25 protein-coding genes and 2 riboswitches are annotated in these 24930 nt (G+C 71.2%); of the genes, 11 read left to right on the top strand and 14 right to left on the bottom strand.

What is annotated here, in order from left to right:
- Positions 1-193: 193 nt before the first annotated feature.
- A complete protein-coding gene (locus QFZ27_RS01680) occupies positions 194-1306 on the top strand; it encodes a branched-chain amino acid ABC transporter substrate-binding protein (RefSeq protein ID WP_429224347.1) in 1113 nt (370 codons plus the stop codon).
- Positions 1307-1365: 59 nt separating this feature from the next.
- On the opposite strand, the gene QFZ27_RS01685 is transcribed toward QFZ27_RS01680, so the two are convergent.
- Positions 1366-1845, bottom strand: a complete 480-nt coding sequence (locus QFZ27_RS01685; RefSeq protein WP_429224348.1) for a DUF3280 domain-containing protein — start codon at positions 1843-1845, stop codon at positions 1366-1368.
- Positions 1846-1958: 113 nt separating this feature from the next.
- On the opposite strand from QFZ27_RS01685, the gene QFZ27_RS01690 reads away from it, so the two are divergent.
- Positions 1959-3011, top strand: a complete 1053-nt coding sequence (locus tag QFZ27_RS01690; RefSeq protein WP_429224349.1) for a serine hydrolase domain-containing protein — start codon at positions 1959-1961, stop codon at positions 3009-3011.
- 69 nt (positions 3012-3080) lie between these two features.
- Here QFZ27_RS01690 and rplS read toward each other — a convergent pair whose 3' ends face one another.
- The 6 genes from rplS to QFZ27_RS01720 all read right to left on the bottom strand — a co-directional run bounded on the left by rplS (position 3081) and on the right by QFZ27_RS01720 (position 7611).
- Positions 3081-3485, bottom strand: coding sequence for a 50S ribosomal protein L19 (gene rplS, locus QFZ27_RS01695; protein ID WP_429224350.1), 405 nt, complete (start codon positions 3483-3485; stop codon positions 3081-3083).
- On the bottom strand, positions 3482-4321 hold the full coding sequence (gene trmD / locus QFZ27_RS01700) for a tRNA (guanosine(37)-N1)-methyltransferase TrmD (RefSeq protein WP_429224351.1): 840 nt from the start codon (positions 4319-4321) through the stop codon (positions 3482-3484). The genes rplS and trmD overlap by 4 nt, the downstream gene beginning before the upstream one ends.
- The gene (gene rimM, locus QFZ27_RS01705; protein ID WP_429224352.1) at positions 4296-4856 is read right to left on the bottom strand and encodes a ribosome maturation factor RimM; all 561 of its coding nucleotides are present in this window, start codon (positions 4854-4856) and stop codon (positions 4296-4298) included. Before rimM ends, trmD begins: the two co-directional genes overlap by 26 nt.
- A gap of 170 nt (positions 4857-5026) precedes the next feature.
- Complete coding sequence (gene rpsP / locus QFZ27_RS01710) at positions 5027-5395, bottom strand: 30S ribosomal protein S16 (RefSeq protein ID WP_380305600.1); 369 nt, start codon at positions 5393-5395, stop codon at positions 5027-5029.
- 66 nt (positions 5396-5461) lie between these two features.
- Positions 5462-6859 carry a signal recognition particle protein gene (ffh, locus tag QFZ27_RS01715; protein WP_429224353.1) on the bottom strand — a complete coding sequence of 466 codons (1398 nt, stop codon included), beginning with the start codon at positions 6857-6859 and terminating at the stop codon, positions 5462-5464.
- Between the two features lie 170 nt (positions 6860-7029).
- The gene (locus QFZ27_RS01720; protein ID WP_429224354.1) at positions 7030-7611 is read right to left on the bottom strand and encodes a GNAT family N-acetyltransferase; all 582 of its coding nucleotides are present in this window, start codon (positions 7609-7611) and stop codon (positions 7030-7032) included.
- 100 nt (positions 7612-7711) lie between these two features.
- Positions 7712-7908: riboswitch (cobalamin riboswitch) on the bottom strand.
- Positions 7909-8004: 96 nt separating this feature from the next.
- Between QFZ27_RS01720 and dapF the strand changes: the two genes are divergently transcribed.
- The gene (gene dapF / locus QFZ27_RS01725) at positions 8005-8844 is read left to right on the top strand and encodes a diaminopimelate epimerase (protein ID WP_429224355.1); all 840 of its coding nucleotides are present in this window, start codon (positions 8005-8007) and stop codon (positions 8842-8844) included.
- Positions 8845-8848: 4 nt separating this feature from the next.
- On the opposite strand, the gene QFZ27_RS01730 is transcribed toward dapF, so the two are convergent.
- From QFZ27_RS01730 to thiO, 5 genes are all read right to left on the bottom strand, one after another.
- A complete protein-coding gene (locus tag QFZ27_RS01730; RefSeq protein ID WP_429224356.1) occupies positions 8849-9985 on the bottom strand; it encodes a hypothetical protein in 1137 nt (378 codons plus the stop codon).
- A gap of 63 nt (positions 9986-10048) precedes the next feature.
- Entirely contained in the window at positions 10049-10675 is a 627-nt protein-coding gene (locus QFZ27_RS01735) for a thiamine phosphate synthase (protein WP_429224357.1), read from the bottom strand.
- 7 nt (positions 10676-10682) lie between these two features.
- Positions 10683-11453 (bottom strand): thiazole synthase, encoded by a 771-nt coding sequence (thiG, locus tag QFZ27_RS01740; protein WP_429224358.1) that lies wholly within the window; start codon positions 11451-11453, stop codon positions 10683-10685.
- Between the two features lie 12 nt (positions 11454-11465).
- Positions 11466-11657 carry a sulfur carrier protein ThiS gene (gene thiS, locus QFZ27_RS01745; protein ID WP_429224359.1) on the bottom strand — a complete coding sequence of 64 codons (192 nt, stop codon included), beginning with the start codon at positions 11655-11657 and terminating at the stop codon, positions 11466-11468.
- 20 nt (positions 11658-11677) lie between these two features.
- Positions 11678-12880: a glycine oxidase ThiO gene (gene thiO, locus QFZ27_RS01750; RefSeq protein ID WP_429224360.1), complete on the bottom strand. Its 1203-nt coding sequence runs from the start codon at positions 12878-12880 to the stop codon at positions 11678-11680.
- A riboswitch (TPP riboswitch) is annotated at positions 12871-12969 on the bottom strand. (Overlaps the previous gene by 10 nt.)
- Before the next feature lie 107 nt (positions 12970-13076).
- Between thiO and ftsY the strand changes: the two genes are divergently transcribed.
- The 6 genes from ftsY to QFZ27_RS01780 all read left to right on the top strand — a co-directional run bounded on the left by ftsY (position 13077) and on the right by QFZ27_RS01780 (position 21152).
- On the top strand, positions 13077-14036 hold the full coding sequence (gene ftsY / locus QFZ27_RS01755) for a signal recognition particle-docking protein FtsY (protein WP_429224361.1): 960 nt from the start codon (positions 13077-13079) through the stop codon (positions 14034-14036).
- Positions 14033-15502, top strand: a complete 1470-nt coding sequence (locus tag QFZ27_RS01760) for an AMP nucleosidase (protein ID WP_429224362.1) — start codon at positions 14033-14035, stop codon at positions 15500-15502. The genes ftsY and QFZ27_RS01760 overlap by 4 nt, the downstream gene beginning before the upstream one ends.
- A 34-nt stretch (positions 15503-15536) precedes the next feature.
- The gene (locus tag QFZ27_RS01765; RefSeq protein ID WP_429224363.1) at positions 15537-17351 is read left to right on the top strand and encodes an NUDIX domain-containing protein; all 1815 of its coding nucleotides are present in this window, start codon (positions 15537-15539) and stop codon (positions 17349-17351) included.
- Positions 17348-18079, top strand: coding sequence for an SDR family oxidoreductase (locus QFZ27_RS01770; RefSeq protein ID WP_429224364.1), 732 nt, complete (start codon positions 17348-17350; stop codon positions 18077-18079). Before QFZ27_RS01765 ends, QFZ27_RS01770 begins: the two co-directional genes overlap by 4 nt.
- Before the next feature lie 128 nt (positions 18080-18207).
- Positions 18208-20439, top strand: coding sequence for a PA5441 family protein (locus QFZ27_RS01775; protein ID WP_429224365.1), 2232 nt, complete (start codon positions 18208-18210; stop codon positions 20437-20439).
- Between the two features lie 2 nt (positions 20440-20441).
- Entirely contained in the window at positions 20442-21152 is a 711-nt protein-coding gene (locus tag QFZ27_RS01780) for a DUF3142 domain-containing protein (RefSeq protein WP_429232407.1), read from the top strand.
- A 12-nt stretch (positions 21153-21164) separates the two neighbouring features.
- Here QFZ27_RS01780 and QFZ27_RS01785 read toward each other — a convergent pair whose 3' ends face one another.
- Positions 21165-21752, bottom strand: coding sequence for a GNAT family N-acetyltransferase (locus tag QFZ27_RS01785; RefSeq protein ID WP_429224366.1), 588 nt, complete (start codon positions 21750-21752; stop codon positions 21165-21167).
- 54 nt (positions 21753-21806) lie between these two features.
- On the opposite strand from QFZ27_RS01785, the gene QFZ27_RS01790 reads away from it, so the two are divergent.
- Both QFZ27_RS01790 and yddG read left to right on the top strand, forming a co-directional pair.
- Positions 21807-22868, top strand: coding sequence for an ElyC/SanA/YdcF family protein (locus tag QFZ27_RS01790; RefSeq protein WP_429224367.1), 1062 nt, complete (start codon positions 21807-21809; stop codon positions 22866-22868).
- Between the two features lie 119 nt (positions 22869-22987).
- Positions 22988-23881 carry an aromatic amino acid exporter YddG gene (gene yddG / locus QFZ27_RS01795; RefSeq protein ID WP_429224368.1) on the top strand — a complete coding sequence of 298 codons (894 nt, stop codon included), beginning with the start codon at positions 22988-22990 and terminating at the stop codon, positions 23879-23881.
- Here yddG and QFZ27_RS01800 read toward each other — a convergent pair.
- Positions 23878-24783: a DMT family transporter gene (locus QFZ27_RS01800; protein ID WP_429224369.1), complete on the bottom strand. Its 906-nt coding sequence runs from the start codon at positions 24781-24783 to the stop codon at positions 23878-23880. The two genes, yddG and QFZ27_RS01800, sit on opposite strands and share 4 nt — an antisense overlap.
- Positions 24784-24930 lie beyond the last annotated feature (147 nt).

Raw genomic sequence — 24930 nt, forward strand, 5'->3', positions numbered from 1 at the left:
GGCGCGATCCGACCGATTGTGGCGGCCGGGATATTTTCCTGATGGAACGGTCCGGCCGGCCGATCGAAACGAAACCGGGACGGGCCGAAACGCCGGTTCCGCAACAAACGAATTCCCGCCGGGCCTGCAATCGCTTTACCCTCAGCACAAAGTGCGGGCATCCGGCCCGCCGAAGTGAAGAGGGGAGATTCGCATGAGCAGATTCCGCAGCGGGACGATGGCCTCGGCCCTGGCCCTGGCCACCGTCTTCGCCGGATCGGCCGCCTGGGCCGACGTCACCATCGGCGCCGCCTTCGTGCTGAGCGGCGGCAACGCGCCCTACGGGCTGCAGGAGCGGCGCGGCGTCGAAGCGGCGGTCGAGGCGATCAACGCCGCCGGCGGGGTCAATGGCGAGAAGATCGTGGTCGAGTTCGGCGACGATGCCGGCGACCCGCGCCAGGCCGTGCAGGTCGCCAACGACCTGGTCAACAAGAAGGTGGTCGCGGTCGTCGGCCACACCCTGTCGGGCGCCACGGTCGCCGCCGCCCCGATCTATGACGAGGAGGGGATCATCATGATCACCCCCTCGGCCACCGCGGTGGACCTGACCGAGAAGGGCTACAAGACCGTGTTCCGCACGGTCGTCCGCGACGACCAGCAGGGCAACGTCGCCGGCGCCTATATCGCCGACAAGTTCAAGGACAAGAAGATCGCCTTCGTCCAGGACTCCACCACCTACGGCAAGGGCCTGGCCGACGCCACCAAGGCGGCGCTCAACGCCGCCGGGGTGAAGGAGACGGCGTATGAGACGATCACGCCGGGCGAGCTCGACTACTCGGCCACGATCTCGAAGCTGAAGTCCCAGAACGTCGACGTGGTCTATTACGGCGGCCTGTACAACGAGGCCGGCCTGCTGCTGCGGCAGATGCGCGACCAGGGGCTGCAGGCGCAGTTCATCTCCGGCGACGGCCTGTACGCCCAGGATTTCTGGTCGATCGTCGGCCCGGCCGGCGAGGGCGTGCTGCTGACCGTCGACAACCCGCCCGAAACCAACCCGGCGGCGAAGGACGTGGTCGCGGCGCTGAAGGCCAAGAGCATCGACCCGGCCGGCTACACCCTCTACGCCTATGCCGCGGTCCAGGTCTGGGCCGAGGCGGCGAAGAAGGCCGGCTCGAACGATCCGGCGAAGGTCGCGGCGGCGCTGCATGACGGCACCGACTACAAGACCGTGATCGGCGACATCGCCTATGACGCCAAGGGCGACCGCACCAAGTCCGGCTACGCCCTGTTCAAGCGCGTCGGCACGAATGTCGAGCCGGTGAAGTAACCGCACCGCGCGTTTCGGCAGGACTGTGAAGGGGCCGGCCCCAGCGCCGGCCCTTTTTTTTATGGCTGCCGCCGCAGCAGCCTCTCATCGACCAGGAAGTCGACGCCGCGCAGCCAGGCCGCGTCCGTGTCGCCGCGGATCTGGCCCTGCACATGAGCGACGTACTGGCCGCTGCGCAGGTCGGCGACCCAGATGTCCATGGTCGAGATCAGGGTCGAAACCTTGTGGACGACGGGCAGCACCGCGAGGTCGGCGCCGCTCTCCCGGGCGACATCCAGCCAGCAGCCGCTGCATTGGTAGCGCGGCGCCGTCGCCGCAACCTTCGCCGCCAGCGGAGTCAGGTCGACCGGCCGGTAGCGGCCGGACTGCTCCAGCTTGCGGGCCAGCTGATCGGTGGCCAGGGCGATCCGCGCATCGTGGCCGGACGAGGCAGTCTCGCCGCTGGTGTCGGCCAGCTCGAACGGAAATACCGCCGTCGGCGTCTGCGCCGCGGCGGGGCCGGCGACCAGAAGGATCGGGATCAGCCAGCGCCACGGCATCACCAGTCTCCGTTGCTGTGAATCCATCGAGCCTAGGCTCGGAGGCCGGCGACGGAAACGCGACTTACGGAGGAGGCTCTTGCGCTTCGCTGTGCCGGGCCCACATTCGCGGGATGCGGCGACTCCTGCCCCTGATCGCGTCCGGTCTCCTGCTGGTGGCGGCGCCGTCCGTCGCCCAGGCCACTCCCACGTCCATCGTCGCAACGGCGCCGGAGCCGCGGCTCGCCCCGGCCCGGCTGGAGGCGGTGCTGCAGCGGGCAGCGGCGCTGCCGCGGCTGCGGGCGCTGATCATCGCACGGGACGGCGTGACCGTGGCGGAGCGCGCCTTCCGCGGCCCGGGGCTGGACCGGCCGGTCAACATCAAGTCGGCGTCGAAATCGGTCCTGTCGGCGCTGGTCGGCATCGCCCTCGAGCGCCGCGTCTTCACTGGGCTCGACCAGCCGGTCGCGTCCATTCTGGCCGATGAGCTGCCGGCCGACCCGGACCCGCTGCTGGTCCAGGTCACCATCGACCACCTGCTGTCGATGCGGGCCGGGCTCGACCGCACCTCGGGCCCGAATTACGGGCGCTGGACCAGCAGCCCGGACTGGGTGCGCTACATCCTGGCCCGGCCCTTCATCGACCGGCCCGGCGGGCGGATGCTGTATTCGACCGGCGACAGCCATCTGCTGTCGGCAGCGCTGACCCGGCTGACCGGCCGCAGCACGCTGGCGCTGATGCGCGACTGGCTGGGCCGGCCGCTGGGCATCACCATCCCGGACTGGCCGCGCGACCCGCAGGGCATCCATGTCGGCGGCAACGACATGGTGCTGTCACCCCGCGCCCTGCTGCGCTTCGGCGAGCTGTACCGCCAGGGCGGCGTGATCGACGGCAAGCGGGTGCTGCCCGAGGGCTGGGTCGAGGCGTCATGGACGCCGCGCACCCGGTCGCCCTTCACCGGCCATGCCTATGGCTATGGCTGGTTCATCACCGAGGCGCAGGGCCATCCGGTCTATTACGCCTGGGGCTTCGGCGGGCAGATGGTCTATGTCGTGCCCGATCTCGGCCTGACCGTGGTCATGACCTCGGACCCGACGGCGCGGTCCCGCGACGGCTATCTCGAGCAGCTGCACGGGCTGCTGGCGGACGGCATCGTCCCGGCGGCGGAGCCGCGTCCGGCCGGCTGACGGCCCAATTGGAAAGGGCCGGCGCAATGCGCCGGCCCTTCAGCAATTACGGTCGGTCCGGACGGGCGGTCAGGCCTGGGCCTTCTTGTCCTGAGCCTTGCTGTCCTGGGGCTTGTTGTCCCGGCGCTCGGTGATGCGCGCGGCCTTGCCGCGGCGGTCGCGCAGGTAATACAGCTTGGCGCGGCGGACGGCACCGCGGCGCACGACCTCGATCGAGTCGATGCGCGGGCTGTACAGCGGGAAGACGCGCTCGACGCCCTCGCCATAGCTGATCTTGCGGACGGTGAAGTGGCTGTTCAGGCCGGCGTTCTTGCGGCCGATGCAGACGCCCTCATAGGCCTGGACGCGCTCACGCGTGCCTTCGATGACCTTGACGTTCACCTTGACGGTGTCGCCGGGCTGGAAATCCGGGATCTTGCGGTCGGCGGTCAGCTTGTCGACCTGTTCCTGCTCGATCGTCTGAATGATGTTCATGGCTCTCGTCCTTCTTGTTCCTTGGTGTCTCTACGTCGGTCTCGGCCCGGGCGCTTTCGGACGTGGCTCTCGCCGCCTTCGGCCCTTTCGGGGTTCACGGCGAGATATCGCTGCCAGAGGTCCGGGCGTCGCTCCCGGGTGATGCTTTCCGCCTGTTCCAGCCGCCAGCGCCGCACCTTCGCATGATCGCCGGAGACCAGGATCTCCGGCACCGCGCGCGATGCGCCGTCGGCGCCTGTCCACAGGGCCGGCCGGGTGTAATGCGGATACTCCAGGAGACCCGCCCCGAACTCGGCCCCGAAACTCTCCTCCCCGGCGCTCTCCGCGTTGCCCATGACGCCAGGGAGCAAGCGCACCACGGCATCGATCAGGGCCAGCGCGGCGATCTCGCCGCCGGACAGGATGAAATCGCCCAGGCTGACCTCCTCCGCCCCCTGGGCGTCGAGAAGCCGCTGGTCGACCCCTTCGTACCGGCCGCAGAGCAGGACGATCGCCTGTTCCGCCGCCAGCTCCCGCACCATCGCCTGATCGAGCAGCCGGCCGCGGGGACTCAGATAGATCAGCCGCTCCCCCGGGCGGCGAACCGCCTGCACGGCGTCGTCCAGAACCTGGGGAAGCATGACCATGCCGGCGCCGCCCCCGAAGGGGGCGTCGTCGACCGAGCGGTGCTTATCGCGCGCGAAGCCGCGAATGTCCATCGATTCCAGCATCCAGTCGCCGCGCGCCAGCGCCCTTCCGGCCAGGGACTGGCCGAGCGGGCCCGGAAACATCTCCGGAAACAGCGTCAGGATGCGGGCGGTCCAAGGCATCTCAGGCCCCAGCCCCCGCGTTGTCATCCTCGCCCTCTTCCGGCGGCTCCGCCGGCTCCAGCAAACCGGCAGGCGGGTCGATCACGACGCGGCGGCCGGCGATGTCGACCACCGGCACCGCGGCCCGGGTGAAGGGCACCATCACGGCGCTGCCCCCGGCCCGCACGATCTCCAGCATCTCGCCGGCGCCGAAATCGAACACGGCGCGGACCGTGCCGAAGCTCGACCCGTCCGCCAGCACCGCCGCCAGGCCGATCAGGTCGGCATGGTAGAACTCGTCCTCCTCGGCCTCCGGCAGGGCGGCGCGGTCGACATAGAGCCGCAGGCCGCGCAGCGCATCGGCCGCGTCGCGGTCGGCCACGCCCTCGACCCGCGCGATCCACTGGTCCTTGGCCCAGGACAGCAGCTGCAGCGCGAGATGGCGCGCCCCGGCCTCGTCCGAGACCGGGCCATAGGCGGTCAGGTCCTCCGGGGCGGCGGTGAAGGGCTTGACCTTCACCAGGCCACGGACGCCGTGCGCCCCGGTGATCTGGCCGACGCAGATCTTGGAGGATGAGGACATCGGGGATGGTCCGGTTGCGGTTCCGCTCCTCTCAGTGCCTTTCCTTCTTGTCATGCCCGGGCTTGACCCGGGCATCCAGGGGGGCCGCCCGAGCGGCGTCGAAAGCCTCTGGATCACCGGGTCAAGCCCGGTGATGACAACAGGAAGGCGAGGAGAGAAACTGGTACAGATCAGGCCTCGGCCGGAGCCTCGGCGGCCTTGGCGGCGGCTTCGGCCGCAGCCTTGGCACGCTCCTGGGCCTTCGCCTTCGGCGCCGACTTCTTCGGCGTCTCGGGATAGGTCGGCATCGGCGCCAGCTCGGCCTGGCCGAGGAACTTGGCGACGCGATCGGTCGGCTGGGCGCCGACCGACAGCCAATGCTTGATGCGCTCGGCCTTCAGCACCAGCCGCTCCGGATGATCCTTCTCCAGCATCGGGTTGTAGGTGCCGACCTTCTCGATGAAGCGGCCGTCGCGCGGGCTGCGCGTGTCGGCGATCACGATCGAGTAGAACGGGCGCTTCTTGGCGCCGCCGCGGGTCAGGCGGATCTTGACGGACATTACGGTACTCTCCTCAGGTCAAACTTACGAAACTCACAACTCACGAAGGGCGGCCGGGACCGTCCCTCACATCTTGAAGCCAGGCGGCAGCATGCCGGGCGGCAGCTTGGGCATGCCGCGCATCATCCCGGCCTTCCCCAGCTTCTTCATCCGCTTCATCATGTCGGCCATCTGCTGGTGCTGTTTCAGCAGCTTGTTGACATCCTGCACCGAGGTGCCGGAGCCGGCCGCGATCCGCACCTTGCGCTTGGCGTGGATGATCTTCGGGTTGCGGCGCTCGACCGGCGTCATCGAGGAGATGATCGCCTCCTGCCGCTTGATCATCTTGTCGTCCATGCCGGCGGTCTTCATCTGGTCCTTGATCTTGCCGACGCCGGGCAGCATGCCCATCAGCCCCTGCAAGCCGCCCATCTTGCGCATCTGGCGCAGCTGGGAGGCCAGGTCCTCCAGGTCGAACTCGCCCTTCTGGATCTTGGCCGCGAGCTTCTCGGCATCCTCCTTCTCGATCGTCTGCGCCGCGCGCTCGACCAGGCTGACGACGTCGCCCATGCCGAGGATGCGGTTGGCGATGCGGTCGGGATGGAACAGCTCCAGCGCGTCCATCTTCTCGCCGACGCCGATCAGCTTGATCGGCTGGCCGGTGACGGCGCGCATCGACAGGGCGGCGCCGCCGCGGCTGTCGCCGTCGACTCGGGTCAGGACGATGCCGGTGACGCCGACCCGCTCGTGGAAGGTGCGGGCGACGTTGACCGCGTCCTGGCCGGTCATGGCGTCGGCCACCAGCAGAGTCTCGGTCGGCTTGGTGGCGTCGCGGATCGCCACCACCTCGGCCATCAGTTCCTCGTCGATGGCGAGACGGCCGGCGGTGTCGAGCAGGACGACGTCGAAGCCCTCGAGCCGCCCGCGCTCCATGGCGCGGCGGGCGATGGCCAGCGGCTCCTGCCCCGGGACGATCGGCAGGGTGGTGACGCCGATCTGCTCGCCCAGGATCTTCAGCTGCTCCTGGGCCGCCGGGCGCCGCGTGTCGAGCGACGCCATCAGGACCTTGCGGTTGTCGCGGTCCTTCAGGCGCAGGGCGAGCTTGCCGGTGGTGGTGGTCTTGCCCGAACCCTGCAGGCCGACCATCAGCACCGGCACCGGCGGCACGGCGACCAGGTTGATCGGGGTCGCGGCGTTGAGGTCGGGCGCCTCGCCGGGCGTGCCGCCCAGCATCTCGATCAGGCAGTCATGGACGATCTTGATGACCTGCTGGCCGGGAGTGACCGAGCGCAGCACCTCCGCCCCGACCGCCCGCTCGCGCGCCTTGTCGACGAAGTCCTTGACCACCGGCAGGGCGACGTCGGCCTCGAGCAGCGCCACGCGCACTTCGCGCAGGGCGGCGCCGACATCGGCCTCCGACAGCGCGCCGCGCTTGCGAAGCCGGTCGAAGATGTCGCCGAGACGGCCGCTCAGACCTTCGAACATGATCGCCCCGAATCCCGTGGCACAAACAATCCCGCGATCCCAAACGGAAAAACGCCAGTGCGCGACACTCGCGAACTGGCGGCACCCCTTGGGGTCTCGCTGCGGGCCGATCCCGCAACGATCGGTCTTTTAGGCGGGTGGGGCCGCAGAGTCAATGCGGCCCTGTCCGCTCAGTCCTTCTCCCGGCGCAGCACCAGGATGAACCCGTCCTCGCCCGGCAGGCCGCGGCCGGCCTCGGAGGGGACGGCACCCTCGGCGGTCGAGTGCGGCGGCTCGCTGCGGTCGAGGAAAGCCTCCATGGCCGCGACCGGCCAGCGCCAGATCGTCTTGTCCTCCGGTTGCGCGCCGATGCCGGCATAGAGCCGGCGGGCACCGGCATTGTCCGACGCCATCTCCCAGCGCACCCGCATCGCCTGGGACACGCCGATATCGGCCAGGGCCCGCATCAGTTGCCGGCCGATGCCGCGGCCGCGCGCCCGGTCGCGGACATAGACGTCGTCGATCCGGATGAAGTCGCCGCCCGTCCAGACCGAATAGTCGATGGTGTAGCTGACATAGCCGACCACGCCGCTGCCATCCTCGGCGATCAGGCCACGGAAGCGCGGCGGCACCTCGGCCAGCGCCTCGTCGAGATCGGCGCGCTGCGCCGTCATCGCCGCGGGGTCGCCGGTGAACGTCGCCAGCTCGCGCAGCATGTCGAGCAGCATCGGCACATCCGCGGTCCCCAGCGGCCGCACGGTCAGATCGGACACCACAGCGTCTCCCGCCTTCGGCAGGGGTCCGGGAGGGGGCCGGCCGGACAGGCCCCCCGCCTGCCGCCCGACGCGCCGCCCGGGGACACCCCGCCCCGTCACACGCACACATCCGACGGCAGGTCTCCTGGCTCGCGGGTCGCCGCCGCGCGCCCCCTTCGCGGGATCAGCCGGTGGCTTCGGGCGCGGGCTCGCCGCCTACAGTTGCGGGGGCAGCGCCGGCATTGCCCCGATCAGGGCTCACCGGCTTCCCTTTTCACCCCGGTCTCCCGAGGCACCGTCGGCCGCCATGCTAGCCGCCGGCCCTCGCCCTGTCGATCACGCAGGGCTTGGCCCTCGCGCATCGAGGGCGATCGATGCCATATGAGAGCGGGAGAGACTGGGGAGCAGGCGATGGACGGGCTGCCGTTCTGGAAGATGCACGGGCTGGGCAACGACTTCGTGGTGCTGGACGCGCGCGAGCGGCCGATCGCGGTCCAGCCCGACCAGGCGCGGCGCATCGCCGACCGGCATCGCGGCGTCGGCTTCGACCAGCTGCTGGTGATCGAGCCGGCGCAGACCGCAGGCGCCGACGTGTTCATGCGCATCCTCAATGCCGACGGCACCGAATCCGGCGCCTGCGGCAACGGCACGCGCTGCGTCGCCGCGCTGGTGATGGCGGACAGCGGCTCCGATAAGGCGGTGATCGAGACCCGCGGCGGCCTGCTGGAGTGCCGCAGCGCCCCCGAAGGTGGCGTCACCGTCGACATGGGCCCGGCCCGGCTGGGCTGGCAGGACATTCCACTGGCGCATGAGGCCGACACGCTGCACCTGCCGGTGTCGTCCGGCGCGCTGTCGGACGCGGTCGGCGTGTCGATGGGCAACCCGCACGCCGTATTCTTCGTGCCGGACGCCGAGAAGGTGCAGATCGACGGTGTCGGCCCGGTGCTGGAGCACGACCCGCTGTTCCCCGAGCGCGCCAATATCGGCGTGGTCCAGATGCTGGCCCGCGACCGGCTGCGCTATCGGGTTTGGGAGCGCGGCGTCGGCGTCACCCAGGCCTGCGGCACCGGCGCCTGCGCCGCCGCCGTCGCAGCCGTGCGCCGCGGCCTGGCCGAGCGCACCGCCTGGGTCGAGCTGGACGGCGGCACCCTGCTGATCGAATGGCGCGAGAGCGACGGCCATGTGCTGATGACCGGCCCGGCCGAGACCAGCTTCGCCGGCATCCTGTCACGCGGCCTGCTGGACGGCTGATCGCTCAGCGGGCGGCGAGGCAGGCGCGGCAGCCCCACCACAGGCCGTAGACCAGGCCGAGCAGTAGCAGCCGCAGCCAATACGCGACGGCAAAAATCAGGCTGATCGCGCCGATCAGCACGGTGGCGGTCAGGTCGGCGAGGCGCCGCGACCAGCGAATGGTCGCCTTCACCGTGGTCAGCGCGCCGCGCTTCAACACCTTGAACACGGCCAAGGTGCGGTCGCCCATCAGCGCCGACAGCTCGTCGATGCGCCGCAGGTCCGGCACGTCGTCGACATAGCGCAGCAGCTCGACCGACTGCGCCGGGCCGACCCGGTCGGCGACCCGGCCGGCGGCGCTGACGGCGTCATCCAGCCCGTCCAGCCGGTCGCGGCGGATCGCGGCGGCGAAGACCGCACCAGGCCGCATCATCGTGTCCCGCCACCCGGCCTCCCGCACCTGCCGGCGCAGGGCTGGAAAATCGACCACATCGGCGACCATTCGGCCGAGGCGCTCGGCGAAGCGGGCCGAAAGCCGGCCGGTCCGCCGGGCGATCTTGAAGGCCGACACCGCGCCGCGCGGCAGGGCCATGGCCCCGCCGGAGCCGTAGGTCGCCGCGGTCAGGGTCAGACCGATGCCCGACAGGCCCAGCGCCAGCTCGTCCACCGGCTCGCTGTTGCCGAAATGCCAGAGCTCGCGGCCGATGTCGCGCAGGTCGCCGGCGAAGGTCATGTCGGCGGCGAAGGCGCCGGCCAGGCCGGAGAGGCCCTGGCCCTCCCCGGTCACGGCGCCGGCGACCACCTGCCGGGCGGTCCGGACCGCGGTGCTGGCCGTCGAGGTCTCGTCCTCGTACCGCGCCCGCCATTCCGGACTGACGGGATAACCCGTCATCTCGGCCACCTTCAGCCACACCGCGGCCCCGTCGATGTCGTCCTCGGCGAAGGCCTGGGCAAGTTCCGCGTCGATCTGCTCCGGCGAGGTCCCGGCCCGGATCCAGGCGGTCAGCGTGGCCTCGACCTCCTGCGCCTCCGGCGTCCGGCCCAGCTCGGCCTGGACGAGGTCGATCAGCGGCCCGGCGGCGCGCAGGGCGAGGACCAGACCGATCAGCCCGGGGACGGTGATCAGGACGAATTCCAGGAGGCGCAGCGGCCGCAGCTTCATGGAGGCGGGGTTCCCATCCGGCCCCGACCTCATAGCACGCCGTGCGGCTCTCACGGCAGGCGGTCAGGCCGGGCCGGCGCCGAGCGCTGCGAGATACTCGCGGATCACGGCCCCCGGAGCGGCAGCCCGCATCACCCCGCCCATCACCGCGGCGCCGGCGAAACCGGCGGCCACGAGGCGCGACAGATGTTCGGCTCCCACCCCGCCCAGGGCGATCACCCGGCCGGGATGACGGCGGGCGACGGCGCCGGCCTCGGCCGGGGACAGCGTGGGTTCGTAGCCCGGTTTGCTCGCGGTCGACGCCAAGGGACCAAGGGTGACGTAGTCGGCCCCGGCCGCAAAGGCGGCGTCGACCTCATCCCCGGCATGGCAGGAGACGCCGATAAGGACGGTGGACCCGAGTCGCAGCCGCGCTGCTTCGGGGTCGCCGCCGGCAGCGAGATGCAGCCCATCGGCCTCGGCCGCAGCCTCCAGATCCGCATGGACGGTAATGACCGCCCCCGCCGGGCGGGCCAAGGCGCGCAGCCGGCGCAGCAAAGCAAGACGCTCCGCCGCCGCAAGATCCTTCTCGCGCAGGCTGACCCAACGGCAGCCGGCGGCCAGCGCGTCGGCCACCACGCCTTCCAGCGGCCGCGCCGCCTGACGCCGATCGGTGATCAGCAGCAGCGCCGGCGACGGCAGGCCGGTCATGAGCCCATCACGTCCCGATCAGGCCGAGCTGCGGGCTGGAGGGATCGGCCAGGCGGCGCTTCGGGATGCGGCCGGCACGCGAGGCCAGGCGACCGCCCTCGACCCCGGCGGCCATGGCCCGGGCCATGCGCACCGGGTCGCGCGCCTTGGCCACGGCGGTCGACAGCAGCACGGCGGAGCAGCCGAGCTCCATCGCCAGCGCCGCATCCGAGGCGGTGCCGATGCCGGCGTCCAGCACCACCGGCACCTGGATGCGGCTGCAGATCATCTCGATCGCATGCGGGTTGGAGATGCCGAGGCCGGAGCCGATCGGCGAGCCGAGCGGCATCACCGCCGCGCAGCCGGCATCGGCCAGGCGCATGCAGGTGACGAGGTCGTCGTTGCAGTAGGGCAGCACCACGAAGCCGTCGCGCACCAGCTCCGCCGCCGCCTCCACCAACTGGGCGACATCCGGATACTGGGTCTCGCGGTCGCCGATCAGCTCCAGCTTCAGCCAATTGGTGCCCAGTGCCTCACGCGCCAGCTGGGCGGTCAGGATGGCGTCCCTTTTGGTCATGCAGCCGGCGGTGTTGGGCAAAAGGCGCCAGCGGTCGCCGACAAGGTCGACCAGGCTTTCGGCATAGCCTTCCAGGCTGATCCGGCGGATCGAGGCGGTGACGATTTCGGCCCCCGATGCCTCGATCGAATCCAGCATCAGCTGGCGGTTGGCGTAGCCGGCCGAGCCGATGAACAGTCGCGAGCGCAGCGCCACGCCGGCGATGATGAAGGGATCTTGCATGGCCTGTACTCCTCAACCGCCCTGGAACGGGCGGACGATCTCGACCCGGTCGCCGGCCGCGAGGCGATGCTCCGGCCAGCGGGCACGCGGCAGCACGGCGTCGTTCAGGGCCACGGCGGTGCCGCGCGCCGCCGGGTCGATGCCCTTGGCCAGCAGCAGGTCGAGCACGCTGATCCCGGCCGCTGCTTCGGCTTCTCCGTTCACATTCACACTCCCTGGCACGCTCATTGCGCGGCCTCCGCGATGCGGGTGAAGCGGTCGATGCGGAACGGCTCCGCCGCCTCGGGCAGCCTGCCATCGAGGATGGTGCCGGCGATGGCTTCGACCGTGGCCGGCAGCAGGAGGATGCCGTTGCGGTGATGGCCGGTGGCGAGGACCAGCCCCTCGATCGCCGAAGGGCCGAGCACCGGCGCGTCGTCGCGGCTGCCGGGGCGCAGGCCGGCCCAGCTCTCGATCACCGGCAGTTCCTCGATCCCCGGCAGGGCGCGCCAGGCGGCGTCGAGCAGCGACAGCAGGCCGCCGGCGGTGACGGTGGTGTCGAAGCCGCGCTCCTCCACCGTGGCGCCGATGATCAGCCGGCCGTCGAGGCGCGGCACCAGATAGGCCTTGCCGGCCCACAGCACATGGCGCAGCAGCGGCGCCGCCGGGTCCATCTGCAGCGCCAGCATCTGGCCCTTCACCGGCCGGACCGGCGGCAGCGCCTCGCGCGGGATGCCGGGAATGCCGCCGGACCAGGCGCCGGCGGCAAGAACCACGACATCGGCCGGCCGCGCCTCGCCGGCGACCACCACGCCAGCGGCCCGGCCGTGATCGGTGACCACGGCCTCGACCGCCGCATGGTCGTGCAGCCCGCCACCGGCTCGGCGCAGCGCCTCCGCCAGCGCCGGCACCAGCCAGCGGTTGTCGACCTGGTGGTCGGCCGGGCTGTGCACCGCGGCGGCGAGGCCCGGCCGCAGCATCGGCTCGCGCTGCAGCAGCTCGGCGCCGGTGAGCCAGCGCAGATCGACCCCGAGCTTCGCCTGGTACTCGGCAGAGAAGCGCAGCTCCGCCGCGTCGTCGCGGGTCAGGGCCACGGCCAGCGTGCCCTCGTCGCGATAGCCGATCGGCCGGTCGGACGCGGCCTCGACCTCGCGGGCGAAGCCGGGCCACAGCTCCTGGGCGCGGCGGCACAGGCCGAACAGCGCCTCCTCCCCCGGCTCGGCTTCGAGCCCGGCGGCGAGCATGCCGGCGGCCGCCCAACTGGCCTCGCGCCCGACCGGCCCGCGGTCGTAGACGTCGACGGGGCAGCCGGCGCGGGCCAGGCGCCAGCCGATGGCCAGGCCGTTGACCCCGGCGCCGATGATGGCGACGCGAGGTCGGGCGCCGCGCAACGGCGTCGGGCCGACGGAGTCGGTTTGCAAAAAGGACGGAATCGGAACGCCGGTCATCTCAGGCTCCCTCCGCTGGCATGATCCAGGTCAGGTTCGATGGGTATGATCTCAGCCCGCCGTAACGGTGGGCACCCCAGCCGATGTCGCCATTTCAGTCCCGGAGGCGGGCCGGTTGCAACCCTTTTCTTGTGGCGCCCCTGCCCCGCGCGGCGCCGACTTACGGAGGTCACATGCGGCGTGTTAAGAAGCGGCCATGACAGAACAGATGAATGACAGCGGCGCAGGGGCGCCGAAAAAAGGGTGGTTTACCCGACTGAAGGAGGGGCTGTCGCGCTCCTCCGCCAAGCTGACCGAAGGCATCAGCAGCATCTTCACCAAGCGCAAGCTGGACGATGCGACGCTGGAGGAGCTGGAGGAGTTGCTGATCCAGGCCGATCTCGGCCCGGCCACCGCCGCCAAGCTGACCGCCGAGCTGTCCCGCACCCGCTTCGGCAAGGAGGTGTCCGACGACGAGGTGCGGCGCGCCTTGGCCGACCATGTGGCGCAGATCCTGCGCCCGGTGGCCAAGCCGCTGACCCTGTCGCCGGCACATAAGCCGCAGGTGGTGCTGGTGGTCGGCGTCAACGGCACCGGCAAGACCACCACCATCGGCAAGCTGGCCAAGCAATGGCGCGAGGACGGCCGGTCGGTGATGATCGCGGCCGGCGACACCTTCCGCGCCGCCGCGGTGCATCAGTTGCAGGTGTGGGGCGAACGCTCCGGCTGCCCGGTGGTCACCGCCAACCCCGGCGCCGACGCCGCCGGCCTGTCCTTCGACGCGCTGACCCGGGCCAAGGCCGAGGGCCGCGACGTGCTGTTGATCGACACCGCCGGCCGGCTGCAGAACAAGGACAATCTGATGGCCGAGCTGGCCAAGATCATCCGCGTGCTGAAGAAGATCGACCCGACCGCGCCGCATGACGTGCTGCTGGTGCTGGATTCCACCACCGGCCAGAACGCGCACAACCAGGTCGAGGTGTTCCGCGAGCTGGTCTCGGTCACCGGCCTGATCCTGACCAAGCTGGACGGCAGCGCCCGCGGCGGCGTGCTGGTGGCGCTGGCCGAGCGCTTCGGCCTGCCGGTGCACGCCATCGGCGTCGGCGAGAGCATCGACGACCTGCGGCCCTTCGACCCCGAACAGTTCGGCCGGTCGCTGATGGGAGTCGAGTCATGAGCAAGACCGCCGCTCCCCGACCCTTCGCCCCCGAGCAGTTCCACGATGCGGCCGAGGCGGTGGCCCGGCTGCATGCGATCTACGACGCCAACACCGGCCTGCTGCGCGACGCCTTCCGCGCCTATTCCCGCGGCGAGGAGCCGGCGAGCCGGGTGCGCGCCTGCTATCCCTACCTGTCGGTCACGGTGCAGGATTTCAGCCGAGCCGACACCCGCCTGGCCTACGGCTTCGTCGACCGGCCGGGCACCTTCACCAGCACCATCACGCGGCCGTCGCTGTTCCACCGCTACCTGACCGAGCAGATCGGGCAGATCATCCAGAACCACCATGTGCCGGTCGAGGTCGGGGTCAGCGACACGCCGATCCCGATCCACTTCGCCTTCCCCGACGGCATGCATGTCGAGGGCGACCTGACCCGCGAGCGCATGCTGCACATGCGGGCGGTGTTCGACCTGCCCGACCTGGCGATGATGGACGACAGCATCGTCAACGGCACCGCCCTGACCCGGCCGGGCGAGCCGCATCCGCTGGCCCTGTTCACGGCGCCGCGGGCGGACTACTCGCTGTTCCGGCTGAAGCACTACACCGCCACCGGCTGCGAGCATTTCCAGAACTTCGTCCTGTACACGAACTATCAGTTCTACATCGACGAGTTCATCCGCATCGCCTATGGGCTGATGCAGGGCGACGGCGGCGGCTACGACGCCTTCATCGAGCCGGGCGACCGTATCACCATGCCCGGCGGCCGGGCCCGCGGCACTCCGGCGGCGCGGCTGCCGCAGATGCCGGCCTATCACCTGACCCGGCCGGACCATTCCGGCATCACCATGGTCAACATCGGCGTCGGCCCGTCCAATGCCAAGACCATCACCGACCACATCGCGGTGCTGCGGCCGCATGCCTGGATCATGCTGGGCCACTGCGCCGGCCTGCGGAACACGCAGAAGCTGGGCGACTACGTCCTGGCCCATGGCTATGTCCGCGAGGACCATGTGCTGGATGCCGACCTGCCGGTCTGGGTGCCGGTGCCGGCGCTGGCCGAGATCCAGGTGGCGCTGGAGCGCGCGGTCGGCGAGATCACCGGCCTCAGCGGCTACAGCCTGAAGAGCGTGATGCGCACCGGCACGGTCGCCACCATCGACAACCGCAACTGGGAGCTGCGCGACTACAGCGAGCCGGTGCAGCGCTTCAGCCAGAGCCGCGCCATCGCGCTGGACATGGAGAGCGCGACCATCGCCGCCAACGGCTTCCGCTTCCGGGTGCCCTACGGCACGTTGCTCTGCGTCTCCGACAAGCCGCTGCATGGCGAGCTGAAGCTGCCCGGCATGGCCGATGCCTTCTACAAGCAGCAGGTCGGCCAGCACCTGCAGATCGGCATCCGCGCCATGGAGCGGCTGCGCGAGCTGGGGCTGGAGCAGCTGCATAGCCGCAAGCTGCGCAGCTTCGCCGAAGTGGCGTTCCAGTAGGCCGATGCCGCAGGACAGCCGTACGTCACCCGCCATGGACAGGCCGAGAATCGGCGTCGGTGCCATCGTCTGGCGCGACGACCGGCTGCTGGTGATCCAGCGCGGCAAGGCGCCCCAGGCCGGGCAGTGGAGCATCCCCGGCGGCAGCCAGGAGCTGGGCGAGACCCTGTTCGAGGCGGCGCTGCGCGAGACCCGCGAGGAGGCCGGGGTGGAGGCCGAGGCGATCGGCATCGTCACCGCGGTCGATTCGATCCATCGCGACGCCGCGGGCGACGTCGAGTGGCACTACACCATCATCGATGTCGAGGCCGAGTGGCGGTCCGGCGAGCCGGTGGCCGGCGACGACGCCGCCCAGGCGCGCTGGGCGACGCTGCAGGAGGCCGACGATCTGATCGAATGGCCGGAGCTGCGGCGGGTGCTGCACCTGTCGGCCCGGCAGCGGGCGCAGCGCCGGCGCAGCCCCGGGCCGGTGCGGCTCAAGCCGCGGCCCGACCTGATGCGGCTGATGCGGACGCCCCTGGGCCGGCTGGTGGCGCGGCCCTGGTTCGACGGCATGTCGCTGGCCCTGCTGCGCGGCTGGTTCCTGCCGGCGTCGCGCAGCCTGGCCGCGGCGATCGCCTCCGACGGCGACCTGCGCCGCTTCTGCGCCGAGCTGGACGTGCCGCCCGACGCCCTGGGCAAGCGGCCGGTCTGGCTGGGCCGGACCCTGCGCGACGTCGCCCGCCTGACCGAGCAGCACCGCCAGGCGGAGGCGGAGTGGCAACGCCTGCTGTTCTCCACCACCGCGCCCTTGGCCGATGCGGTGGCGGCGGAAGAGGCGCGGCTGGACGCCGCCTCGGCCCTGACCACCAGCCGGCTGCGCTTCGCCCTGTTCGGCAACAACCGCAAGATCCCGGCCTGCCGCTGGGCGATCCCGAGCGAGGCCGAGGTCGAGGCCCGGCACGGCGCCCGGCGGGCCGATCCGCAGAACGCCTATCGCCTGCCCGAGCTGCTGCCGGCGATCGCCGAGACCCGGCGGCTGCCGAGCGAGCTGGGCACCGACCATTGGCTGACCTTCGCGACGCCCGAGCCGGCGGTGGAGAGCCCGTGCTGGGCCCGGGTGTTCACCCCGGCTAATGTGGTGAACCCGTCCACCGTGGTGCATTTGCACGGCGTCTGCATGGAGCCGGACCATCTGCGCGGCCCGCTGACGGAGATCGAATCCCTGGTCCGGCGCGGCCTGCGGGTGGTGCTGGTCGAGGCGCCCTGGCACGGTAGGCGCAAGCGCCCTGGCACCTATGCCGGCGAGCCGATGGTGGCGTCGACGCCGCTCGGCGCGCTGGACCACCTGTCGGCGGCGGTGCGCGAGGTCGGCATCCTGACCCGCTGGGCCCGGCAGACCAGCCGCGGCGCGGTGGGCTGGACCGGCATCAGCTTCGGCGCCCTGACGGCGCAGCTGGCCGCCACCCATTGCGGCGGCTGGCCGGCCGACTGCCGGCCGGACGCGCTGCTGCTGTTCACCACCTCGGAGGGGATCGAAGAGATCGCGCTCGGCGGCTCCTTCGCCCGCGCCTTCGGGCTGGACCGGGCGCTCACGGCTGCCGGCTGGACCGAGGCGTCGCTGAGCCGCTGGCGGCCGCTGACCGACCCGGTGGAGCGGCCGCAGATGGACACCGGCAATGTCTTCATGGTGCTGGGCAGCAAGGACGACGTCACCCCCTTCGCCGGCGGCCAGGCCATCGCCCGGCGCTGGGGTGTGCCGGAGGCGCAGGTCCATGTCCGGCCGCAGGGTCATTTCTCGGTGCCGGCCGGGCTGATGGTTGACGGCGCGCCGATCGCCGATTTCGCCGAAAGGCTGCTGACGCTATGAGCCATGGCCTGCTCATCGTTACCGGCGGCGGCCGCGGCATCGGAGCCGCCATCGCCCGCCGGGCGGCGCGGGACGGCTGGGCGGTCTGCGTCAACTACCGCGCCGATGCGGCCGCGGCCGAGGCGGTGGTCGCAGAGATCGCCGCCGTCGGCGGCCGGGCGATCGCGGTGCCCGCCGACGTGTCGCGCGAGGACGAGATCCGGACCCTGTTCGACGACGCCGAAGCCGCCTTCGGGCCGGTGCGGGGGCTGGTGAACAATGCCGGCATCACCGGCCGCAACGGCCTGCTGGCCGACCTGGAGACCGAGACGCTGCGGCAGGTGGTCGATGTCAACCTGGTCGGCCCGATCCTGTGCGCGCGGGAGGCGGTGCGCCGCTTCCGCGCCGCCGGCACGAAGGGAGCGATCGTCAGCCTGTCGTCGATCGCGGCGCAGACCGGCAGCCCGGGCGAGTACGTCCACTACGCCGCGACCAAGGGCGCGATCGAGAGCTTCACCATCGGCCTGGGCCGCGAGCTGGCGGCCGAGGGCATCCGGGTCAATGCCGTGTCGCCGGGCATGATCCGGACCGGGATCCACGCGCCGGGGCGGCTGGAGCGGGTGACGGCGCGGATCCCCGCCGGCCGGCCGGGCGAGCCGGAGGAGATCGCCGAGGCGGTGGCTTGGCTGCTGTCGGGCGCCGCGCGCTACACCACCGCCACGGTGCTGAAGGTGGCGGGCGGGATCTGAGATCGCCTTGGCCTGGCCAAGATTTCGCCGCGTGCCGTGGACAGGATCGGGCCTGTCGGCCGGGCGGGCGATCTGATACGACCGGACGGAGATGATTCCCACGGTCGCGATGGGGCAAGGGAGGAACAATGATCCGGCGCGGTTTGCTTCCGATGGTGCTGCTGCTCAGCGGCATCGGCCTCCAGGCGGCCCAGGCGAGCGGCGATTTCGGCTGCTCGGTGATGTGGTCGCTGAAGCAGGACGGGCTCGACGGCTGCAACAACCTGCCCTTCCTGAGCCCGGCCAATGACAGCCGGGTCAATCTGCGCCTGCTGCTGGCCGATCAGGGGCTGGCGCCGATGCCGGAGGGCCCGCCTTCGGAATACGACCGCGAGATGGGTTACGCGCTGGTGCCGTTCCCGCTCGACCGGCTGGGCCCGCAGGAGGACGCGCCGGCGGAGGCGCCCGCCGTCGAGGGCGCCGACACGGCCGTGGTCGAGACCCAGCCTGCCGGCGATCCCGATCGCACGGCGGTGGCCGAGCTGGCCCAGACCATCGGCGTGCCACCCGAAGCCGTGACCTCCGCCGCCGCGGACAGCAGCGCCAACCTGTTCGCCACCGGCGAGGGCAGCCGCTGCGCCAGCAACGACGACGCTGCGGCCCGCGCCTTCCTGCAGCAGCTGGTCGGCAGCACCGATCTACCCGCCGCCGAGCGGCTGTCCCTGGCGCGGGCGCGCCTGGCCATGCTGGGGTCCTGCAGCTGGGACGAGGAGCAGCGGGCCAGCCTGGTGCCGGCCGATGTGCAGTCGGCACCGGGCAAGCAGTTCGCCGGCTATCTGCAGGGCGCGGTCGCCTTCTATGCCGGCGATTTCCCGCAGGCGACCGAGGCGTTCAAGGCGCTGGAGGGCAGCGCCCAGCCCTGGCTGCAGGAGACGGCGCGCTACCTGGAAGCGCGCACCCTGCTGAACCAGGCCCAGCAGAACGCCTTCGACGAGATGGGCTATCCCAAGCTGGAGAATGTCGACCGCACCGTGCTGGCGGAGTCGGAGAAGGCGTTCGAGGCCTATCTCCAGGCCTATCCGAGCGGCCTTTACACCGCCTCGGCCCGCGGCCTGCTGCGCCGGGTGTACTGGCTGGGCGACGACCCGACCCGGCTGGCCGCCGCCTATGCCGGGCTGCTGGGCAAGACCCCGGCCGATGCCGCCGCGCTCGACGCGCTGGTGCAGGAGACCGACAACAAGCTGCTGATCTCCAAGCGCAGTGCCGATGTCACCGACCCGACGCTGCTGGCGGTGATGGACCTGATGGTGATGCGCGACAAGGGCATCGACGTCGCCGGCGACGGCGGCCCGATCATCGGCCTGGACACGCTGGAGCAGCAGAAGCCGCGCTTCGCCGACCGGCCGGAGTTGCATGGCTATCTGGTGGCCGCCTATCAGTTCTACGTCGCCCAGTCGCCGGACGAGACGCTGAAGAGCCTGCCGGACACGGTGCCGACCGGTACCATGAGCTTCCTCGAGTTCAGCCGCCAGACCCTGCGCGGCTTCGCGCTGGAGGCCAAGGGCGACTCGGCCGGGGCGCAGGCGCTGTGGCTGCAGCTGATCCCGCTGGCCAAGCCGCTGCAGCGGGCCCAGCTGGAGCTGGCGCTGGCCATGAACTACGAGCGCAGCGGCAAGCTGACAACCGTCTTCGAGCCCGGATCACCGGTCAAGAGCCCGGAGATCCGCCGGATCCTGCTGCGCAACCTGGCCGGGCAGGCGCTGCTGCGCCAGCAGGCCAAGGCGACGGATGCGACGGAGGAGGAGCGCCGCACCGCCCTGTTCACGCTGCTGTACAAGGACCTGATGCGCGGCCATTACCGCGGCTTCGGCACCGACCTGGCGCTGCTGCCCGACCCGCTGCCGGAGGATCCGTCGGTGCCCTGGGACCAGTCCCTGACCCTGTTCCACTGGGACGGCGCCTCGGCCGAATCCGACTACACCTGCCCGTCGATCCGCGAGATCGCGGCGACGCTGCAGAAGAGCCCGGAGAACCCGCAGGGGCTGAACTGCCTGGGCGAGTTCGTGCTGCGGAACGGGCTGGATTTCTACGCCCTCGACCGCCAGCCGGACGAGCAGCAGCTGGGCGGCACCGCCACCCAGTTCCCGGGCAAGGCCTATTCCCGGCTGGACGGCTACATGAAGGTGATGGCCGACGGGAAGGCCGGCCGCACCGACCGTGCCTACGCCCTGTACCGCGCCATCAACTGCTTCGCGCCGAGCCAGAGCAACAGCTGCGGCCCGCAGGAGATCCCGCAGAACCAGCGCAAGCAGTGGTTCCAGACGCTGAAGTCGCGCTACGGCAACACGGCCTGGGCGAAGAACCTCAGATACTATTGGTGACGATGTGGCGCCTGGTGCTCCTGGCCGCGGCGCTGCTGCTGGCGGGGCCGGCCGGCGCCACCGTCGACGCCGCCGAGCATCACGCCTTCTGGCTGTGGGCGGGAGTGGCGCCGCCGCCGGTGCTGGCCCAGGCCCGGACGCTGTATATCCTGCAGGGCCAGATCGACCCGCCGTTGCGCGGTGCCGATGGCCCGGCCCGGATGATCGCCCAGGGCATCGCCGTGCCGCGGCTGCGCCAGGGCGAGGTCTGGCTGGCCTATCGTGCCCACACGCTGCGCTGGCCGCCGCAGATCCTGCCCACCATCCTGGCCCGGGCCCGGCGCTGGAAGCAGGCCGGCAACCCGGTGGTCGGCATCCAGATCGACTTCGACGCCCGCACCCGCCACCTGCAGGAGTACGCGATCTTCCTGCGCGGGCTGCGGGCGCAGTTGCCGCCCGAATACCGGCTGAGCATCACCGGGCTGATGGACTGGGGCAGCAACGCCGACCCGGAGGCGATCAACCAGTTGCAGGGCGTGGTCGACGAGGTGGTGGTGCAGACCTATCAGGGGCGGCACACCATCCCGGGCTACCGCGCGTACCTGCCGCGCATCGCCCGCCTGACCCTGCCGTTCAAGATCGGGCTGGTGCAGAACGGCGAATGGGAAGCGCCGGAGAGCTTGGCCGCCAGCCCCTGGTTCCGGGGGTATGTGGTGTTCCTGCTGAAGCCCTGACCGCCCTTCCTGTCATTGCCGGGCTTGACCCGACAATCCAGGGGCCACCGAGAGCGGCTCTTGAAAGCCCCTGGATCCTCGGGTCAAGCCCGAGGATGACAGCAAGGGGGATTTCAGCCCTTCCGCGACCGCCGGTACCTGCCCAGGTCCAGCGTCATCTCGACCAGGTCCATGCCGGGGGCGAAGCCGTCCGGCACCTGCCGGGTCTGGACGACCGTGGCGGGCGAAGAAGCCGCGGCTGTGCTGGGTCGTCTCGATCGCCGCCGAGCAGAACCCCGGGTCGGCGGCGATGCGGTCGAGCCGTCCGGTCAGCAGCACCGTGCCGAGCCCGGCGCGGTGGCGGTCGCCCCGCACCATGCCCCAGCACAGCACCGCGACGGAAGCATCGCCCTCGGCTGCCGCATAGCCGCCGCAGCCCACCGCCTCACCCGCCGCATCCTCCAGCACGAAATAGGGTCCGGCCAGGCCGTCGACGAAGTCGATGAAATCCTGCCGCTCCTGCGCCGCGAAGAAGCGCGGCACGTTGCTGTCGAAGAGGGCGAGGCCGAGAGGCCGGTCCTCCGGCCGCCAGGGGCGGATGCGAACACTGTCATCGGTCATGGGCGATTCTCCAGGCCGCGAATCTAGCGTATGAACCGGCCAAGGGAGGGCTTCATGACACAGACACATACGATCCGCCGCATCGCCTGCGGCCTGGCCTTGCTGGGCGCGCTGGCCGCGCCGGCCCTGGCCTATGACGACGCCACCGAGGCCCGGATCAAGACTCTGGTCGAGACCGGCATGCAGTACTACTGGTCCGGCGGCGATGTGAAGAAGGCCGAGGCGGAGGTGTTCAAGGGCATCACCCTGCACGGCCGCTACGACGTGGTCGAGCAGGCCTTCACCGAGGCATCCACCTTGGCGCCGGAGCGGCTGGATTTCCGCTACGCGGTCGCCTCCACCCAGATCATCCAGAAGAAGATCCCGGAGGCCGAGGCGACGTACCAGGAGATCGTCCGGCACGACCCGCGCGCCACCGACGCCTATGCCTGGCTGGCGGCGCTGGCCCGGGTGCGCGGCGACGCCGACGCCACGGCGCTGGCCGACATCGCCCTGGCTAGCCTCGATCGCCCCCTGGCCGAGCGGTACCGTGCCCGCTTCGCGCGCACCGAGGCGATCCTGGCCGACCCGCCGACCGCCACGGTGCCTGCGCTGCCGGGCAAGCCGGTGATCCTGGTGCTGGGCTATGCCCTGGCCAAGGACGGCACCATGCAGCAGACGCTGCTGGACCGGCTGGACGTCGCCCTGCGCGCGGCCAACACCAACCCGACCGCCCGGCTGATCGTCACCGGCGGCCAGCCCCAGGCCGGGGTGACCGAGGCCGACCTGATGACCCGCTGGCTGGTCGAGAAGGGCGTCGACCGCGACCGCATCATCGGCGAGGACAAGGCCAAGGACACGGTCGGCAACGGGCTGAACGCGGCCTCGCTGATCAAGCGCCATGGCGGCGACGCGGTGATCCTGGTGACCAGCGCCAGCCACATGCGCCGAGCCCGGGTGGTGGTCGAGGAGGCGTTGGCCCAGTACGGGCTGAGCCTTGCCGTGGTGCCGGCGATCGCGCTGGACGTGCCGTCGCTGGAGGAGGCGGCGAAGGTCAGCCCGGACGAGCGCCTGGTGGTCTATCGCGACCTGATGCGGACCTCCGGGCTGTGGGCCTATCCGGGCCTCCAGCAATAGGGTTCCGCCCCACCCAACCTGTCATCGCCGGGCGTGACCCGGCGATCCAGAAGCTGTCGACAGACTTGGATGCCCGGGTCGAGCCCGGGCATGACAATGTGAGCAGAGACCAAATTCCGATGTCCCCCGACCTTGCCGCCGTCCGCCGCGCCACGCTGATCGGCGGCACCGCCGTGCTGATGTGGGCGACGCTGGCCCTGCTGGCCACCTGGGCGAGCGCCATTCCGCCGTTCCAGCTGACCGGCATGGCCTTCGCCGTCGCCTTTCTGATCGGGTTCGGCTGGATGGCGCTGCAGGGCCGCTCACCGCTGGCTGCGGCCCGGCAACGGCCGGCGGTCTGGCTGCTCGGCGTCGGCGGGCTGTTCGGCTATCACCTCGTGTTCTTCATGGCGCTGCGCTTGGCGCCGCCGGTCGAGGCGAACCTGATCAACTACGCCTGGCCGCTGCTGATCGTGCTGTTCTCCGCCCTGCTGCCGGGCGAGCGGCTGTGCTGGTGGCATGTCGCCGGGGCGGCGCTGGGGCTGCTCGGCGTCGTCGTGCTGATCGGGGGACGCGGGGTGGCCTTCGATCCGCGCTTCGTCCTGGGCTATGGCGCCGCGGTGCTGTCGGCGATGATCTGGGCCGGCTATTCGGTGCTGAGCCGGCGGATCGGCGCGGTGCCGACCGAGACCGTCGGCTGGTTCTGCGGCGGCACCGCCCTCCTGTCCCTGCTGTGCCACCTGTCGCTGGAACAGACGGTGGTGCCCGACGCCGCCGGCTGGGCGGCGGTGGCGGGGCTGGGCCTGGGGCCGGTCGGCCTCGCCTTCTTCGTCTGGGACCATGGCGTGAAGCGCGGCGACATCCGGGCGCTCGGCGCCTTCGCCTATGCCGCGCCGCTCTTGTCGACCCTGCTGCTGATCGCCTTCGGCCAGGGCGCCCTGACCCTGTCGGTCGGCGCCGCCTGCGCCCTGATCGTCGGCGGCGCGATCCTGGCCGGGCGCGACCTCTGGGCCCGCCGCGCCGCGGCCGCCTAGCGTAGGTCCAGCATGGCGCCGGAGCGGCGGCGGGTCTCGCGCCACAGGATGTAGAGGCCGCTGCCGATCACCACCGCGGCGCCGGCCATGGTGATCGCGTCGATGGTGTCGCCGAACAACACCAGCCCGTACAGCACGCCCCAGATCATCTGGCTGTATTGGAACGGCGTCACCGCGCTGGGCGGCGCCGAGTGCAGCGCCCGGATCAGCAGGATGTGCCCGGCGGCGCTGAGCACCCCGCCGGCGGCGAGGCCGAGCAGCCCGAGCGCGTCGGGCGTGACCCAGACGAAGGGCAGGACGGCGCCGCCGCCCAGCACCATGGCCAGGACCAGGGTCGCCAGCTGGGCCGCGTCGCTCTCGCGCCGGCCGATCCGGCGCGACACGATCAGCGCGACCGAGAAGAACAGCGGCGAGGCCAGCGCCGCGGCGTGGCCGGGGTCGAACGCGACCAGCCCTGGGCGCAGCATCACCAGGATGCCGAGGAAGCCGACGATCACCGCCGCCCAGCGGTGCCGCCCCACCGCCTCGCCCAGGAACGGCACCGACAGCGCGGTGACCAGGATCGGCGTGGCGAAGAGCAGGGCGTAGACATCGGCCAGCGGCAGCCGGCCGAAGGCCCAGGCGGCGGAGATGGCCGACGCAGTGATCAGGGCGCTGCGCAGCAGCGTGTGGCCCGGCAGGCGCGGCCGCAGCCGGTCCCAGCCGCCGGATCGCACGGCATGGCCGGCGGCGACCGGCAGGGCGAACAGGCCGAAGAAAAAGAACAGCTCGAAGGCCGAGATGCCGCGGCTGCCGATCAGCCATTTCGAGATCGCGTCGCCGGCCGAGAAGCAGGCGAAGCCGGCGACGGCGCAGGCGATGCCGACCCCGATCCGGTCGGCGCCGAGGACGAGGCTGGTCATGGACGATCCGCGGGCGGCAGCGATGCGGAAGTCTTAGCAGAGGCGGGGAATGAAAGCCTTTGCAATCGGCGACAGGGCCACTCCCGCTTCCCGTCTACTCTCCCCCTCCCCTTGCGGGAGAGGGGGGCAGGGGGAGGGGTTCTCTCG

The organism is Inquilinus ginsengisoli, from assembly GCF_050434925.1.
Taxonomy (GTDB): Bacteria; Pseudomonadota; Alphaproteobacteria; order DSM-16000; family Inquilinaceae; genus Inquilinus; species Inquilinus ginsengisoli_B.